The organism is Pseudoalteromonas sp. M58, from assembly GCF_042604605.1.
GTDB lineage: Bacteria > Pseudomonadota > Gammaproteobacteria > Enterobacterales > Alteromonadaceae > Pseudoalteromonas > Pseudoalteromonas tetraodonis.
Genome location: NZ_CP152390.1, coordinates 1,279,192 through 1,296,493 on the forward strand (window position 1 = coordinate 1,279,192; position 17,302 = coordinate 1,296,493).

At 39.9% G+C, this 17,302-nt stretch carries 13 protein-coding genes and 8 tRNA genes; 15 read left to right on the forward strand and 6 right to left on the reverse strand.

Features of this window, described 5'->3' with window-relative positions:
- Positions 1-3 precede the first annotated feature (3 nt).
- From tolA to AAGD16_RS06005, 13 genes are all read left to right on the forward strand, one after another.
- Positions 4-909: a cell envelope integrity protein TolA gene (gene tolA, locus AAGD16_RS05945; protein ID WP_024601153.1), complete on the forward strand. Its 906-nt coding sequence runs from the start codon at positions 4-6 to the stop codon at positions 907-909.
- 8 nt (positions 910-917) lie between these two features.
- Positions 918-2,276 (forward strand): Tol-Pal system beta propeller repeat protein TolB, encoded by a 1,359-nt coding sequence (gene tolB, locus AAGD16_RS05950; RefSeq protein ID WP_013464640.1) that lies wholly within the window; start codon positions 918-920, stop codon positions 2,274-2,276.
- A gap of 35 nt (positions 2,277-2,311) precedes the next feature.
- Positions 2,312-2,851, forward strand: coding sequence for a peptidoglycan-associated lipoprotein Pal (pal, locus tag AAGD16_RS05955; RefSeq protein WP_013464641.1), 540 nt, complete (start codon positions 2,312-2,314; stop codon positions 2,849-2,851).
- 13 nt (positions 2,852-2,864) lie between these two features.
- Entirely contained in the window at positions 2,865-3,617 is a 753-nt protein-coding gene (gene ybgF, locus AAGD16_RS05960; RefSeq protein WP_013464642.1) for a tol-pal system protein YbgF, read from the forward strand.
- Positions 3,618-3,788: 171 nt separating this feature from the next.
- Positions 3,789-3,864 (forward strand) — tRNA-Lys (locus AAGD16_RS05965).
- 69 nt (positions 3,865-3,933) lie between these two features.
- Positions 3,934-4,009: transfer RNA gene (locus AAGD16_RS05970), tRNA-Lys, on the forward strand.
- A gap of 64 nt (positions 4,010-4,073) precedes the next feature.
- A tRNA-Lys gene (locus AAGD16_RS05975) sits at positions 4,074-4,149 on the forward strand.
- A 69-nt stretch (positions 4,150-4,218) separates the two neighbouring features.
- A tRNA-Lys gene (locus AAGD16_RS05980) sits at positions 4,219-4,294 on the forward strand.
- A gap of 71 nt (positions 4,295-4,365) precedes the next feature.
- Positions 4,366-4,441: transfer RNA gene (locus AAGD16_RS05985), tRNA-Lys, on the forward strand.
- 69 nt (positions 4,442-4,510) lie between these two features.
- Positions 4,511-4,586, forward strand: a tRNA-Lys gene (locus AAGD16_RS05990).
- 64 nt (positions 4,587-4,650) lie between these two features.
- Positions 4,651-4,726 (forward strand) — tRNA-Lys (locus AAGD16_RS05995).
- A 150-nt stretch (positions 4,727-4,876) separates the two neighbouring features.
- Positions 4,877-5,917, forward strand: a complete 1,041-nt coding sequence (gene nadA / locus AAGD16_RS06000) for a quinolinate synthase NadA (protein WP_013464643.1) — start codon at positions 4,877-4,879, stop codon at positions 5,915-5,917.
- 170 nt (positions 5,918-6,087) lie between these two features.
- Positions 6,088-6,177, forward strand: a tRNA-Ser gene (locus AAGD16_RS06005).
- 51 nt (positions 6,178-6,228) lie between these two features.
- Here the strand turns inward: AAGD16_RS06005 and AAGD16_RS06010 are convergent.
- The 5 genes from AAGD16_RS06010 to AAGD16_RS06030 all read right to left on the reverse strand — a co-directional run bounded on the left by AAGD16_RS06010 (position 6,229) and on the right by AAGD16_RS06030 (position 11,586).
- Positions 6,229-7,866, reverse strand: a complete 1,638-nt coding sequence (locus AAGD16_RS06010; protein ID WP_377114252.1) for a diguanylate cyclase domain-containing protein — start codon at positions 7,864-7,866, stop codon at positions 6,229-6,231.
- Between the two features lie 165 nt (positions 7,867-8,031).
- Complete coding sequence (locus AAGD16_RS06015; protein ID WP_013464645.1) at positions 8,032-8,913, reverse strand: c-type cytochrome; 882 nt, start codon at positions 8,911-8,913, stop codon at positions 8,032-8,034.
- Between the two features lie 298 nt (positions 8,914-9,211).
- Positions 9,212-10,324 carry a methyl-accepting chemotaxis protein gene (locus tag AAGD16_RS06020; protein ID WP_013464646.1) on the reverse strand — a complete coding sequence of 371 codons (1,113 nt, stop codon included), beginning with the start codon at positions 10,322-10,324 and terminating at the stop codon, positions 9,212-9,214.
- 229 nt (positions 10,325-10,553) lie between these two features.
- Positions 10,554-10,943, reverse strand: coding sequence for a DUF2750 domain-containing protein (locus AAGD16_RS06025; RefSeq protein WP_013464647.1), 390 nt, complete (start codon positions 10,941-10,943; stop codon positions 10,554-10,556).
- A gap of 64 nt (positions 10,944-11,007) precedes the next feature.
- Positions 11,008-11,586 (reverse strand): TetR/AcrR family transcriptional regulator, encoded by a 579-nt coding sequence (locus AAGD16_RS06030; protein WP_013464648.1) that lies wholly within the window; start codon positions 11,584-11,586, stop codon positions 11,008-11,010.
- A gap of 173 nt (positions 11,587-11,759) precedes the next feature.
- Between AAGD16_RS06030 and AAGD16_RS06035 the strand changes: the two genes are divergently transcribed.
- Positions 11,760-12,803, forward strand: coding sequence for an alkene reductase (locus tag AAGD16_RS06035; protein ID WP_377114258.1), 1,044 nt, complete (start codon positions 11,760-11,762; stop codon positions 12,801-12,803).
- A gap of 59 nt (positions 12,804-12,862) precedes the next feature.
- Here AAGD16_RS06035 and AAGD16_RS06040 read toward each other — a convergent pair whose 3' ends face one another.
- Entirely contained in the window at positions 12,863-14,602 is a 1,740-nt protein-coding gene (locus AAGD16_RS06040; RefSeq protein ID WP_377114261.1) for a PAS domain S-box protein, read from the reverse strand.
- A 402-nt stretch (positions 14,603-15,004) separates the two neighbouring features.
- Between AAGD16_RS06040 and AAGD16_RS06045 the strand changes: the two genes are divergently transcribed.
- Positions 15,005-17,278, forward strand: a complete 2,274-nt coding sequence (locus tag AAGD16_RS06045; RefSeq protein WP_290191479.1) for a TonB-dependent receptor domain-containing protein — start codon at positions 15,005-15,007, stop codon at positions 17,276-17,278.
- Positions 17,279-17,302: the final 24 nt, after the last annotated feature.

Below are 17,302 nucleotides of genomic sequence, written 5' to 3' on the forward strand. Positions count from 1 at the left end.
CATATGAATACGTCGTTAATCAAATCAGTAATACTGCATTTAGCATTAGGGGGATTTTTGTATGCATCAGCAAACATTCATCCACCTAAACCTAAAGTAATGGAAGTGACGCTTAATGCCGCCATTCCTGAGCCAGAAAATGCGGTGTCTGCTGTGACCGTGGATCAACAGCAGGTTGAGCAAAAAATTGCTGAGTTACGCAAAAAAGAAGAAGATAAAAAGCGCGCTGAAGATAAACGCATTCGTGATTTAGAGCGCCGTGCAGCCGATGCACGTAAGCAAAGTGAATCTGAAGCAAGACGCATTAAAAAGCTAGAGCAGCAGCGCAAAGCTAAAGAGAAAGAAAGAGCCGAAGCCGAAGCTCAAGCTAAAAAAGCCCGCGAAATAGAACAACGTGAGCGAGCAAAAGCCAAACAAGCGCAAAAGCAAAAGCAAGAAGCTGAAGATGCTGCTAAAGCGGCTGCCGACAAACGCAAAGCCGAAGAAGCCGCGCTTAAAAAAGCGGAAGAAGAGCGTAAAAAACGTGCTGAAGAAGCCGAGCGTAAACGTCAGCAAGCATTGCAAGAACAAATACTGCAAGAGCAACTTGCCAAAGAGCAGGCTGCTCGTAATAAAATACGTCAACAGCAAGTAGTGAGTGAAGTTGATAAATACCGTGCATTAATTATGGCGCGTATTCAGCAAAACTTATTAATTGATGAAAAAATGAAAAACCAGCAATGCCGCATTAATCTCCGTCTTGGGTTTAATGGCTTGGTTACGCAGGTTAAGTCGTTAGGCGGTGATAAGTTAGTGTGTGAAGCTGCTTTAAGAGCGGTTCGCATGGCTGACACATTACCGGTATCGAAAGATAAAGACGTATTCGAACAATTAAAGAATATTAATATAACCATCGCGCCAGAGTTTTAAGGGATGACATGTTTAACAAAATTAAAATAGCCTGTTTAGTTTTAATATTAGGGTTTCAGGGCGTTGCACACGCGGCACTTGAAATTGTTATTACTGAAGGAATAGACGGTGCAAGACCGATTGCGATTGTGCCTTTTAAATACCAAGGTATTGGCCCTATTCCAGAGCAGCTTAGCGATGTTATTGCTGCTGATCTAATGCGCAGTGGTAAATTTAAGCCAGTTAGCGTTTCACAAATGCCTCAACAACCACATAAAGACGGCGATATTGATTACGGCGCTTGGGTTAATAAAGGCGTTGAAGCGGTTTTAGTGGGTGAAGTAGAACAGCAAACCAACGGACGTTACTTAGTACGTTATGAGCTTGTTGATGTTATTCGCGGCCAAATTACTGGCGGTGAAACACAAATGATGAGCAACGGTAAGCTTGTTCAAAGCCAAGACCATATTTTAGAAGCACGTCAAAGCGTAATTGGTGAAACTGGATTTCGTCGATACTCGCACCGCATTAGTGATGTTATTTATGAAAAGCTAACTGGCGAAAAAGGCGCGTTTTTAACAAAAATAGCCTATGTTATTGTACGTGATACCGAAGAAAAGCCTTATCAGTTAGTGGTTGCTGATTACGATGGTTTTAATGAACAAGTATTATTGCGTTCAAAAGAGCCATTAATGTCACCGGTTTGGTCACCTGACGGTACTAAGTTAGCGTATGTAACCTTTGAAAATCGCCAGAGCCAAATTTACATTCAAGACATTTATACGGGTAAACGCGAATTGATCACCAGCTACAAGGGAATTAACGGCGCGCCGCAGTTCTCGCCAGATGGTAAAAAGTTACTGCTAGTGCTGTCAAAAGATAAAACTGGTGCAACTGAGGTTTACTTATTAGACTTACTAACACGTAAAGAGACGCGATTAACACGCCATCGTAGTATAGATACCGAACCTTCGTGGTACCCAAATGGTGAAGATATAGTATTTACGTCGGAAAGGGGTGGTAATGCTCAGATTTATAAGTTAAATTTAAAAACTGGCAGAACGCAAAGATTAACCTTTGACGGTGACATGAACCTAGCGGGTTCTATTTCGCCAGACGGAAAAGAATTAGTGATGGTAAACCGTACTAACGGACAGTATCATCTTGCTAAGAAAGAGTTGGCTACAGGTGCGTTTCAAGTTTTAACACGAACTCGCCTTGACGAATCACCGAGCATAGCGCCGAATGGCTCGATGATTATATACAGCACGCTCCACAATAATAAACAGGTACTTGCGCTAGTATCGATGGACGGCCGTTTTAAAGCACGTTTACCTGTGCTTGATGGACAAGTAAAGGCACCGGCTTGGTCGCCATATTTACAGTAATAATTGCTGGTTTACTCAAAATAGGAATCTACTCAATGCAACTTAACAAAATACTTAAAGGCCTGCTAATTGCTGTGCCAGTAATGACACTAGCAGCTTGTAGCTCATCTTCAGATATCGACGAAAATGCAGCTAACCAGTCAAACCAAGCAACTGTTGAGCAAACAACAACGGATACAGTTGAAGTAGCCACAATGACGCCAGAGCAACAAGCAGAAGAGCAACTTCGTCAAAAGTACGAAGCGCTTCGTCAAGAGCAAATTATCTACTTTGACTTTGATAAAGCGACAGTTGAAAGCAAATATGCAGACTTACTTCGTGCACACGCTGAGTTTTTAGTTAAAAATCCTTCTGTTAAAGTATTAATTGAAGGCCACGCAGATGAGCGCGGTACGCCAGAGTACAACATTGCACTTGGTGAGCACCGTGGACAAGCAGTTGAAAAATACCTACAAAGCTTAGGTGTTTCTGCAAGCCAAATGTCAGTAGTTAGCTACGGCGAAGAAAAGCCAATGGTTAAGACTCGCACAGAAGCAGCTTTCGCTAAAAACCGCCGTGCGGTACTAGTTTACTAAGATAAGAGATATTATGAAGCCGAAAATTATTTTGGCAGCCATGATATTGAGCGGGAGCACCCAGTTAATGGCTGCTCCCGCTCCTGTTTCAGAAGCTGCAAGTTCACAGTCAAGCATTGAAAAGCGTTTAGCAACACTTGAAAGTATGATGCAACAGCGTAATTTTTTACAAGTAGAGTTACAGCAACAGCTCAATTTACTGCAAGATGAAGTTAGTCAAATACGCGGAGTAACTGAAGAGCAAAGCTATAAGCTTGAAAAAGTACTCCAGCGTCAACGCGAGCTTTATCAAGAAATTGAGAACCGTGTTAGCCAAGCGTATGCAAAGCCGACCGCTCCAGCGCCTACAACAGACTACACACAGCCAAGTAATGAGCAGAGCTACAGCAGCGATTTATCTGAAAACGAAGCGTACGAACGTGCTGTTGCGCTTATAATGAAAGATAAACGCTACGACCAAGCTATTCCAGAATTTCAAGCGTTCTTAACAACGTATCCAAATTCAGTGTACACCTCAAACGCACATTATTGGCTGGGACAACTATTAACGATTAAAAATGACGGTGTAAAAGCAGCCGAGCACTTTAAAGTAGTTGTTAACGAATTTCCAAATTCAAATAAACGCCCAGATGCGATGTTAAAGCTTGGTACACTTTTACAAGAGCAAGGTTTGAAGGCAGAAGCACAAAAAATACTGAATGAGCTTATCAATCAGTACCCAAGTACAACTGCTGCTAAATTAGCCACAGAACGCTTATCAAAATAAATGTTGATGCTTGATTAGACTGCTTTTTGTCATAAGCGGTCTAAAATTGCTCAACTAGACATAAAAACTTAAAAAAAGAGACAATTTCGGTTGCACTCATTTTATAAATAAGTATTATAAGCGCCCGCAGCAAACGAATGGTAACCCCACTCGAAATGCGACAAAAAGAGCGGGTCATTAGCTCAGTTGGTAGAGCAGTGGACTTTTAATCCATTGGTCGATGGTTCAAGTCCATCATGACCCACCATCCTTTATTGTTAATAAAGTTTGGTCTTAATCGGCGGATTTACGCAATGTGTTAACAAACACAATGAGCGGGTCATTAGCTCAGTTGGTAGAGCAGTGGACTTTTAATCCATTGGTCGATGGTTCAAGTCCATCATGACCCACCATTCTCTATTGAATGGTTATAATCGGCGGATTTACGCGTACTTACTTTTATAAGTAAATCAGAGCGGGTCATTAGCTCAGTTGGTAGAGCAGTGGACTTTTAATCCATTGGTCGATGGTTCAAGTCCATCATGACCCACCATTCTTTTTATATTAGAATGGTCTAATCGGCGGATTTACGCGTACTTACTTTTTATAAGTAAACCAGAGCGGGTCATTAGCTCAGTTGGTAGAGCAGTGGACTTTTAATCCATTGGTCGATGGTTCAAGTCCATCATGACCCACCATTCTTTTTTATATTTAGAATGGTCTAATCGGCGGATTTACGCGCACTTACTTTTTATAAGTAAACCAGAGCGGGTCATTAGCTCAGTTGGTAGAGCAGTGGACTTTTAATCCATTGGTCGATGGTTCAAGTCCATCATGACCCACCATTCTTTATTGTTAATAAAGTTTGGTCTTAATCGGCGGATTTACGCAATGTGTTAACAAACACAATGAGCGGGTCATTAGCTCAGTTGGTAGAGCAGTGGACTTTTAATCCATTGGTCGATGGTTCAAGTCCATCATGACCCACCATTCTCTATTGAATGGTTATAATCGGCGGATTTACGCGTACTTACTTTTATAAGTAAATCAGAGCGGGTCATTAGCTCAGTTGGTAGAGCAGTGGACTTTTAATCCATTGGTCGATGGTTCAAGTCCATCATGACCCACCACTTCTGTTACACTTTCTTCGATATAAAATATTTCCGACTATCTCCCTAATTTTTATTTATAAACTGCCTTGTTAGATTGCTATTATTTAGTGTTCGTTTCTCGTATAATTTGCACTATTAATTACACTGTAAATAAAGTGGTCGAGAACAATGAGTTTAGCTCAAACTATTATGCCAGAAGGCTATATCTTTCCTCCTAAGCCAGCTCCGTTAACACAAGACGAAAAAGGCGAATATAAAGCGCGAATAAAGCAGTTACTGCAAGAAAAAAACGCGGTACTTGTTGCTCATTATTACACTGATCCTGAAATTCAGGCACTCGCTGAAGAAACAGGCGGTTGTGTAGCCGATTCACTAGAAATGGCACGCTTTGGCGCTAGACACGAAGCCGACATGATCATTGTCGCGGGCGTACGTTTTATGGGTGAAACCGCTAAAATTTTAACCCCCAATAAAACTGTGGTGATGCCAACACTTGAAGCGACTTGTTCATTAGATATTGGTTGCCCTGTTGATGAATTTTCAGCATTTTGTGATCAACACCCAGATCGTAAAGTGGTGGTATACGCTAACACCTCTACCGCGGTTAAAGCGCGTGCTGATTGGATTGTTACCTCATCGTGTGCACTTGAAATAGTAGAGCACTTAGATGAGCAAGGCGAAAAAATTATTTGGGGCCCAGATAAGCATTTAGGCAGCTATATTCAAAAGAATACCGGTGCCGATATGATCATGTGGAACGGCGCATGTATCGTACATGACGAATTTAAAACCAAAGCCTTAAAAGACATGAAGGCATTGCACCCAGATGCGGGCGTACTTGTGCATCCAGAATCACCGGCTGAAATTGTTGAATTAGCCGATGCAGTTGGCTCTACTAGCCAGCTAATTAAAGCAGCGCAAACTATGCCTAATAAAAAGTTTATTGTAGCCACCGATCGCGGTATTTTTTATAAAATGCAGCAACTATGCCCAGAGAAAGAGTTTTTCGAAGCTCCAACGGCCGGTAGCGGCGCTACGTGTAAAACTTGCGCTCACTGCCCATGGATGGCAATGAATGGCTTACAAGCGATTGAGGAAGCACTGATTGATGCCAGCGGTAAAGAAGTGTTTGTTGACATGGATTTGCGCGAAGGCGCACTTAAATCATTAAATCGCATGCTTGATTTTACAGCCAATATGGCAAAATAATAGATGGCAATATAATGCATTAGATAAAGGCGATACTCAGGTATCGCCTTTTTTATTTGCTTATAGGTGGTTAGTTTGATTATTGAGCAGTTAAAAGCGTGATGTTAAAAAGGCCTTGCACCAAGCAAGTGTATTTCATACTATAGCGCGCTGTTGCAATGCAACATTGTGGAGAGATGGCTGAGTGGCTGAAGGCGCACGCCTGGAAAGTGTGTTTAGGTTAATCCCTAACGAGGGTTCGAATCCCTCTCTCTCCACCATTATTCTATATTAGGACGCTTTTAGCGTCCTTTTTTGTGCCTGTAATAACACTAAACGTGTTGACGTTTGTTTTTACGTTGGTGCTTTAATGTATACATTCGTTGGTCGGCTAAGGTTAAGCAGGCTTTGTAGTCATTACATTCCTCACTACTTGCTATGCCATAGCTCAGGCCTGATAGGGGCCAGTTTTTCTGTACTTGTTGATGAATATAATTTAACGATTCGTTGATGCTCAGGGTGAGTTGGCCGAGCTGTTGTGCTGATTTAACGTTACACACACAAATAAACTCATCACCGCCAGTTCTGCATACCTCACCTTTATCGGCTAACGCGCTTTTAATTAACCGTGTAACTTCAATGAGTAGTTTGTCACCGTGAGCATGACCTAGGTGATCGTTAACGCTTTTAATATTGTCGCAATCTATAAACACTATGAGGTAAAAATTATCTAAGTTATCGAGCACTTGTTGTAATTGCAGCCGGTTTCCTACTTTGGTGAGTGGATCTATGCGTGATAACTCTAGCGCTTTTATATAATTGTTTTGCTTTATTTTTAGCCATTCAGATAAAGAAAGCAAAATACAGATACAATCGATGGCCAGAGCAATAAGCACCCATAATTCAGGTGAACTTATTTCTATTAAATTTAGGTGCGATAAAATAAAAATAACCAAGGATAAGCTATAAACAAGGTTGCCAGTTAAAAAGTATTTCGCTCTAAAGTCCTTCATCTCCAGCATTGTAAAGCCAAGCTTTAAGCTTAAATACACCCAAATTGCAGCGAGGAAGTGAGCTAAATAGAACACCCAATGGAAGGATAAAAATAGGTTTAAAAAACCACAGGCAAGTGCCGTTATGGAAAAGTACTTTAAAAATCGGCTAATACCAGAACGGGTATGTTGGTCAAAGTTAAATAAGTAATAGGCAAATGAGCTGGCAGAGGCAATAGCAAAGGCAAAAATATACATGCCAAAGTAATGGGTGTTAATCGCATGGTAATTAAAAAGTAGCGCAGCTATCCCCGCTGCGAATGCCCAACCAATGCCATGTAACCCTATGTAACCTGCACAAAATAATGCCACGCGATGTCGTGTTTTAAAAAACATGATCAAGGCCATGCAAGCCAAGGTCAGCATTATCGTTATAGACACTAAGCTTAATGAATTGATATAAAACTGAAGTTTAACAAACCTAGATTGAGGAATAACGTTAATGCTGACAGGTTTGGCAAAGTGCTTAGCATTAACATAAAGCCATAAAACACCGTGTGAATTAGCTTCTAGTTGTAATTCAAAAGCTCGGCTGTGCATTACAATGGCTGATGGGATGGCACTATCTTGTGAAAAGTCAGCGACTTTTCTGATCCCACTAGCATCTTGATAAAAAGCAACGCCACTATCTAAGTAATTAACTTGGGGTATTATATACCAGCGTCCAGCGCTCGTTGTGGTTAAACTAATTTTTGCTATTGCACTGCCATTCGCACTGTACAGCGAAGTGATGGGAGTATTAACATTGTCATAGGCATTAACGAGTTGCTCACCTTGGGTTGGTTTAGCTAAATCTACTTGATGCCAAATAGCTGATTTTAATTGTAAGCTGTCATTTTCGTTTAGTGTTACAGCAGATGCACTAAAACCAATGGTTTGTAGTAGCAAACAACATATTAAATTGAAAGTGTACCGCATGTAATACCTAAGTTAGTGATCCTTAAAAATTATACTGCATTTTTAGCAGAATAATTATCGTTATGACTGTTTCAGCGTATTTTTACTTAAAATGTGGCTGTTAACTTTATATCGCTCCAAGAAGATAAATAAGTGAGTGGCAAATTATTACGCTACAGTACGTTGTTATCGACGCACGTCTTTTGGTGCGCCACCTTTTGGCCAGTCATCCGCTTTATTGGCAAAAATAGGGCGTTCTAAATGTGAAAAGTAATAAGCAATATCAATAGCTTGTTGCTCGGTTAACATGCCTTCTTGGCCCAATGGCATATTTCCTTTAATAAATGCCGCTGCGGTGTAAGTGCGTGCCATACCTGCACCATCATTAAACGACTGACTGCCGGCAATGGCTGGGAACATGTAAGTATTATTAGGATATAAGCCTTGACCGTCTAGTTGGTGACAACTTGCACAGTGCTGAACGTAAAGAGTTTTTCCGTTATCGGCGTTTGGTATTAGCTCTTTATTAATAGCGACAAAGCCCGTGTTTCCTTGCAGGTCGTCTTTGGTTTTTATATTTTGTGATAAAAAGTTCATGTAGCTGACAATAGCCTGCATTGGCACTGAATTAGTAGGCAGTGGCTGACCGTTCATTGAGCGTTGAAAACAGCCGTTAATTCTGTCTTCAATGGTGTTTATTTGTGCATTGCGAGAGCGATATTTAGGGTATACCACATTCATGCCCACATAAGGCGCGGCTTTGGCTACACGCCCTTCATTAAGATGGCAAGTGCTACAATTGAGCTTATTATTTACGTTATTGGGAAGTTGTTTATAGGTATCAATAATTAATAAGCGCCCATAACGAATTAAATCCGACTCAGGGCTGGCATCGAGCTCATTAATAGCGGGCGTTACTAGGGTGTTAGGGTGATTTGCTGATAAGTTTATAATTGTGGGCGCATTACTTAACGCTTTTTGCACGAGTGATTGTGTTTGCGCTTCTTGTGAGCATACGGGCAAAGTAAATAACGTCGCGAATACAACACTAAAATGAACTTTAAACATAATTAAAACCTAAATATAAAAGAGTATTTAAACGACAGTGCTCATTATTGCTGCAATGTGGCTAAGTGTTTTTAATACCGCTGAATTGGTAAGATGAATCAGTAAACCGTGACCCGCTATCATAAAAATATAGTTAATGATTACTTAAAGGGTTAATAATTTAGTTAGTTTAATTATTGAACAGCAGTGCTTAGGTGGAGGTGTCATTAGTTTGTGATTAATTTATATAAGTTTGGTATGCATAGCCAAATGATTATGAACCATAACGCTATGCAAAGTGAGGTGTTTTTTGACTATTTTATTTACAGTTATAATCCATAATTTTGTGTGATAAAGCGCTAAGTATGTCCACTACTTTAAAACTTGCTTGCTCCATAAGAGATACTTTTTCTACAGCAGTATTGATATCGCCTAATTGGAATGCTTCTAAAGCAGCAAAGCCATTCTTATGGACATCTTCATGTGGTTGCTCTAATGCTTTAAAGTCGTTAATGCTTGAATATTTTAATGCACCTTCACCTTGGTAATACCATTTACCTAAACGACACATGGTATGATCAGAAAAGTCTTCTGCAGTCTTATTTGATTGCCCTAAAATGACTTTATAAATATCGTATTTCCATACAATGTGATCCATTTTTACTGTTTGAATAAATGCATCGGCACTTGAATTAACAATAACGCTATACATATTTTGTGATAGTTCAACCACCTTTTTAGCGGTAGCATCAATTTCTGATGAGCTATTTGCAATGCCATCACTTTCTTCGCTAACGTTAGTAATGTTAGTTACAACGCTTTGCATTTGCTCATTGACCTTAGCTATTAAATTAGAGATCTCGTTAGATGCATCAGAAGAGCGCTGAGCGAGCGTTCTTACTTCATCTGCCACAACAGCAAAGCCTCGTCCTTGCTCTCCGGCTCTAGCGGCCTCGATGGCCGCATTAAGTGCAAGTAAATTTGTTTGATCAGAAATCCCTTTAATTATGTTTACAAAATCATTAATTCCGATTGTTACTGACTGCAATTCTTTAACGGATTTAGTGGCTGATTTTGTATCTCTTGAGATATTATGTGTTGACGATGAAGTCGTTGCTAACATATCTAAAATTGTATCAAGTAATTCTTGGGATGACTTAAATGACGTAATATCATTAATTAGTTTATGTGAAGTTGAGGCTAAGCTTTCTCTGATGTCACTAATTAAATCAGATGACTGTAATGATAATGTGTTTAATTCACGCTGTTTTACAAAGGCTGTATCATTTGCTATTTCATTGTCGTTTTGTTGTGATTGCTCGCTGTTTGCTGCTAACAATTGCGCTTCAAGCTTTTCATTGGTTTTTTTTAATTGAATTAACTCGTTATTTAACTCATTAATTTTGTTTTTATATTTTGAATTGAACAGCATGTAGACCCCAATTTAAACACAGAAAATAAACGTATATTTTTTATTAAATTTACCTGAACATTGATTACTTTATTCGATTTTTTACAGGGGTGGAATTGACGTCCACCCAGGTCGATTTTTATAAAAGTAAGTTACAACACTATAATAGATGCTTTATAACCTTTTGGTAAATAAACTTTTCTTTTAATGCTTATAATAAGCTTGTTTAAGGTGAACACTGCTTTAGAAGTTAGTACTTCCTAATTGATTTACTCAACTGGGCTTGAAACTCATCAGGGAATAAAATTGTGCCGTCGTCTTCTTCGGTAGGGAACACGGCCACCAGTAAGTCGTCTTCTTCAAGGCCAGGTGTCCAGCGGCTAAACCAATCGTTTGTTGGAATTGCTTTAGGTGTACAGCCTTGCCATTCGCCGGTTGCCCAGGCTTGTGCGAACTCTCGTGTTGGCCATACCGGCACGCAATCGTCGTCCTCGTTAGTGAGCATTACGCAGCCGTCGTCATCGTTTAAAATCCACACTTGCTTAAATTGCTGCACGGTTTCGTACATGTATGCGAGTCGTTTTTTTGCGCCAAGGCCTAAAATTACGTCGTCTTGCTTTGATAAATTATCGGTGGTCATTTTTGGCTCTCTCTCACTGTGGAGTATACAAAGAGCAGCGAGCTGCTGCGCTTTAAAATTTAGTTTAGCTGATGGCTGCTAGTAGCTCATTGGCTAGTTGGTTTAGTGCGTCGGGGTCTTGGTTTGTTAATGCGTAGGTGCGTAATCCATATATACCCATAACACAAAATCGTGCCAGCTCTATGGCACTTCGGCCATTGGTAATTTCTTTATTATCAATTGCTTTTTGTAACTGCTGCGCAAAAGCATGCTCATATGCAGTTAAATTAGTACGCAATACGTGGCAAATTTGTGGATCGTTACCCTCTACCTCGCTAATGCTTTTTGTGAGCAGGCACACTTTGGTTGCTTCACCGTCAACGCATTCTTGCACAATGATATTAAGGTATTGTTTCAGCGTATCTAAAATACAACTGCTGTGCTCAAACAGAGCAGTAAATTGAGTATTGCGATCGGTTTGGTATTGCTCAGTAGCGGCTAAAAAAATGCCTTTTTTACTTCCAAATGCTGCGTATAACGAGCCCGGATGTAAATGGGTTGCTTGAGTCAGTTTTTGCATACTGGTTTTTGCATAACCGTGAAGCATAAACATCGCCATTGCTTGGCGCAGTACAAACTCTGTATCAAATTCTGCAGTTCTCATAATGACTCTTCTCGTTGGCAGAGTAGGTAAAGCGAACTTTCAGCAATAATCCTACCTTAAGCAGCGTTTAGGTAAAGCAGTTTACGCAATCTTGAACAAAGTTTCAAAATTATACTTGAATATTCATTCAAGTGACCTTATCTTGAATGTACATTCAACAAAGGATAAACATTATGTCGATAGACTTACTTTCACCTTTTAAATTAAATAACAGCATTGAACTGCAAAACCGCGTACTAATGGCACCACTAACTCGTTGTATGGCAGATGACAATTTAGTGCCTACACAAGCTATGGTTGATTACTACGCTCGCCGTGCTGATGTAGGATTAATTATTAGTGAAGCAATTATTATTCGTGCCGATGCACAAGGTTACCCAAATACACCGGGTATCTTCACTAATGAACAAGTTCAAGGTTGGAAAAAAGTCACTGACGCCGTGCATGCCAATGGCGGTAAAATGTTCGCGCAATTATGGCATGTTGGCCGTGTTGCTCACCCTCACTTTTTTGGTGGTGATGTTCTGGCGCCATCGGCGATAGGGGTTGAAGGTTCAGTACCGCGTATGCGTGAGCTAACTTATATTACGCCAAAAGCTGCCACTAAAGATGATATTAAAGGCTTAGTGGCTGACTACGCTAAAGCGGCAGAAAACGCGATGGAAGCAGGTTTTGACGGCGTGGAAATTCATGGTGCTAATGGTTATTTAATTGACCAATTTTTACATTATGCGGCAAATGAACGTGATGACGAGTACGGGCAAACACCAGAAAATATGTCTCGTTTTGCACTGGAAGTAACTGATGCAATTATTGATGTTGTAGGCAATGAGCGTACCGCTATGCGTTTAACACCAGGTGCCTACTTTAATATGAGCGAAGATAACCGTGATAAAGCAGTATTTGACTACTTATTACCAGAGCTTGAAAACCGCAAACTAGCCTATCTACACGGCGGTATTTTTGACGACAGCATGCGTTTTGATTCACTAGAAGGTAAATCAACCTCTGAATTTTTACGAGCTGGTTATGCAAGTACCTTAGTGGGTGTAGGTAGTTATAGTTTTGAAACTGCCAAACAAGCGATCAACGATAATAAATTTGATTTAATTGCCATTGGTCGCCCACTTATTGCTAACCCAAATTACATTAGCAAAATTAAAAATGGTGAAGAAGTGACACCTTATAGTGATGAGATGCTTGCTGAGTTAGTTTAAGTTTCAAAGAGTTCTCACTAATAAGCCCACAAATGTGGGCTTATTACTTAAAAGCGGATTTATGAATCTATCTTTTTAGATAATTCTGCAAGCTCTTGAATTTTAGTAACCGTTTCTTTTATGTAGCCGTTTATTTCTTCAGAAGATGCCTTTGAATTGCCTGCAAGAGTTCTTACCTCGTCAGCAACAACGGCAAAACCGCGTCCCATTTCACCTGCTCTTGCGGCTTCAATAGCAGCATTGAGTGCAAGTAAATTTGTTTGCTCTGATATTCCATTAATTGTTTCTACTATTTTGCTGATGGTTTGGCTTATATCTAATAATTCTTTCATTGATATTTGAGTTTGATTAACTGCTTTTTTTCTTTCCGTTATGTTTAAACCTATAAACATATAACTAGTGGTTTGACCATTAACATCACGAAGAGCACATATTCTCGCATCAAAGGCACTGTATTGATTATTTTTTTCAAGTTCAAAAGTTTTTGAGATATGTTTGTTTTTGTCTAAAAATGCTCTTTCTTCAACGCTGAGATCAGAAATCAGATTTTTAGCAAACTCTTCTACAGAAAAATTGGGTTTTAATGCCGTTTTTAGTAATTCGTTACAATCAAGTATTTCACCATGAAGAGACACTTGCAACATAGCTATAGACTCGCCGATAGTTTCTAGTTTGTTTGTGAAATCAAGCGCCATTTGCTTTACTTCAGATATATCAGCTTGAATTGCAATGTAATTTTCTAATTTCCCTTCTCTTATTACTGGGTTGATAGATAGCGAGGTCCAGTAAGCACTCCCCGATTTTTTATAGTTTAATATTTCTCCATAAAAAGGAGTTCGATTTTTAAGATGTGTGCGTATCGTTTCTATCATGTTTTTGTCAGAATCTTTGCCTTGTAAAAAACTGCCTGGTTTCTTACCTTTTACTTCACTTAAAGCGTATCCTGTTAAACGTTCAAATCCATTGTTTACATATTGAATATAGCCCTTAGGATCGGTGATTATTACCGCGTTGTCTGTTTCGTTTGCAACAAGTGACAACATCCGTTGTTCTTCTCTAGTTATTACCTCTTGCGTTACATCTTTGATAAAAGCTGTGTAAATAACGCGATTAGCTAATTTAATTTTCGATAGCGATAATCGCCCCCACACGGTTGTTCCATCTTTGCGTTCAATTTCAACTACTCTACTGGTACCAACTATTTTATCGACACCTGTGTCTCGGTTTGCATTTACAAGCTCATCATGGTTATGTTGTATTGCATGGGGTACTAGCATTTTTACATTGTTTCCCATTACTTCTTGTTTACTGTAACCCCACAGTGTTTCTGCGGCTTTGTTATACAAAGTGATACAATTATTTTCATCAATACATACAACTGCATCAAGGGCTTGCTCTAACGATTGTTCATTGATTTCTTTTGCTTCACGCTCTGCTGATATATCTCTTATAAAAGCGGTGTAATGTTTGTTGTTATTTACTTTCACCTGAGAAAGCGCTAATTCGACCCAAATGCGACTTCCCGATTTAGTTTGTAACTCAACTTCTCGGTAGCTGCCAACAATTTTGTCTTGCCCGGTTTCTCTATGATGATTTACATAGTCGTCGTGGTTTGTTTTATGTTCGTCAGGGACTAGTTTTCGTATGTTGTGACCGAGTACTTCATCTTCTGTGTAGCCCCATAATTTTTGCGCGGCTTTGTTATAAAAGACAATATTGTTTTTTTCATCTATGGAAACAATTGCCGTAATAGACTGTTTTAATGCTTGCTCAGCGCTATTAGCGAAAAAATTAAACATAGTGCAGCTACCTGTAATTAAAGCGTTAATAAAAAGATAGCCCAGAAAAAGCTGATTGCAAAATTGGTTTTTAACTTTGTATAAAACCGTGTTTTTGGGCTAAAAGTTATCACTTTATGGGCTCTTAACTCTTTATATCTAAGTTAAATAAGATTTTGATCAATTGCAGTTAGAAAGAGTGAGAAAATTTTATGACTTTAGAGAGTCCCTTGGCTTTTGGGTGCTGTTTTAGTCTGATTGCTCTTAATTACGATGTGCTTGATTTGATTACTTTACGTCATAATTAACTCATATTTCTTTAACCTGTTTGTCAATAAAATTGCCCCTCGTTGTCATACTTAAAAAATAGACTGTGCCCGCTTTCATAATTACCTTTTATAATTAGAATCAAATGGGACAACAATGTACGCTTTAAAAAATAAATCGATTTTGAGCATGGCTGTGGCCATGGCGGTATCAACTTCAGCTTATGCTAACGATAACGTGATAGAAGAAGTAACTGTTACTGCAAAACCAACCAGTTATGCAAACAACGTTATTGAACCTGCGATGCTAGAACAACAAAGCTCGGTATCGAGTGTGTTATCGGTAATTGATAACTTGCCAGGGATTAGCATAAACGAAGGAGACGCATTTGGCGGCGATGATTGGTCAACAACCATTACCATGCGTGGTTTTAGTATTGACTCTAACCAACAGCAATTAGGTATGACGATAGACGGCATTCCTAATGGTGGCTCTAATTATGGTGGCGGGGCTAAAGCGAATCGTTATCTCGATAGCGAAAACTTGGTGACAGTGGAAGTTGGCCAAGGTACCTCAGATATTAAATCTGCCTCATTAGAGGCATTAGGCGGTACTTTTAATTTTGTAAGTAAAGCACCGAGTTTAGATAAAAGCACCACCTTTGCTTATACCTCAGGCAGTCACGATGCTTCGCGTTATTATGTTAAGCACGAAACTGGCACCATTTTCGATAATACCCAAGCGTACGTGAGTTACTCACAAACCGATACCAGCCGCTGGATTGGCTCAGGCAGCAATGGCGGAAAAGATAACCAACACGCTGAAGCGAAATTTGTTACCACCCTTGATGAGCTAACTATTACAGGGCGCTTATCGTATGACGATGTAAGCGAGAGCAACTACAATAGCGTGAGCCTAGAGCAATTTGAACAAACCCCTGATTGGGATCAGCTAACATGGAACTGGACAGGCGTTCCGCACTTTGACCAAATGTTTGCAGAAGGTTGGGGCACCTTGCGTGAAAATACTCTAGGCTATTTAAAATTTGAATACGCGATTTCTCCAACATCATTATTAACCGTTAGCCCGTATTATCATAAAAATTCTGGTCGTGGCGATTGGATCCCACCTTATTTAACGTCCCCTGTAGATGAAAATGGCAACCCAACCACCGAGGGGGGCACAAACGCAGGCTCTTATGGCTTTACAGATAGCAACGGTAATCCACTTGCGCCGAACGCAGGTTGTATCGCAAGTTTAAACTGGCCGTGGGAGTCGGGCCCTGAGCTTAATCCTGCGTGTTACGACGCTGATGCAACGCCTGTTATGTCTTATCGTCATACTCATTACAATAAAGATCGTTTAGGGGTAATTGCTAATTATCAAGCTAGCTTTGGCATGCACGATATAGAAGCGGGTTTTTGGTATGAGCAAAGTGACCGTGATGAGTCGCGTGATTGGCATAAAGTAATCGATGCCCGTATTTATCATCATTTTGATAGCACCCCATACTGGACGCAATATAAAAACACCTTTGAGACTGATACGCTTAAATGGTATGCACAAGACTCAATGGCATTTGGCGACCTTACCTTAAACCTAGGGGTAAAAAAATACTTAGTGGATATAGAAAAGTATGACCACTATAAAAACGCCACAACAGCTAAAGTAAACAGTGATTCAGATATTCTATTTAGTGGTGGTATTTTGTATCAGCTAAATAGTAATACTGAGTTATTTACCAGCTATAGCGAAAACTTTGCCGCCATTAAAGACGGTGTGCTTGAACGCGATAGCTCTGACTTATCAGCAATTAAGCCAGAAACCGCTGAAAATATTGACCTGGGTGTGCGCTATCAAAATAATGCACTTAAATTAACAGCAACGGCCTATTCAATTGAGTTTGATAACCGCATCACCTTTATAGCACCAGGCAGCGACACGGGCGGTATAGACTACACCATAGGCACAAACGGCTCGTACCTCAATGTGGGCGGTATTGAGTCCAAAGGTCTAGAGCTGTCAGCAAGTTATATGCTTAATAATGAGTGGAATGTATATAGCTCATACACCAATAATAGCTCTGAATACAAAGGCGATGCGCCAGGCTTTGAAGCTGGAGGCAAAGTAATTGACTCAGTGGATGATTTATTTGTGCTATCAACCGATTACTACAGTGGCGATTTCCGCTTTGGTTTATCGGCTAAATACACCGGTGAGCGTGGCGATGTAGATAGCTACACCGTGCTTGATTTAAACGCAGGTTATTCAGCCGAAGTTAACGCAGGCCCGTTTAAAGCGGTTGATATTGCCTTTGTGGTTTATAACATTACCGATAAAAGTTACTTGGCAGGTGGTACGGGCAATGGGAGTACTTACTTTATCGGCTCGCCACGCACAGCAGCGGTTACATTAACGGCTACTTTTTAAACCTAAAGTAATCTTATATAAGCC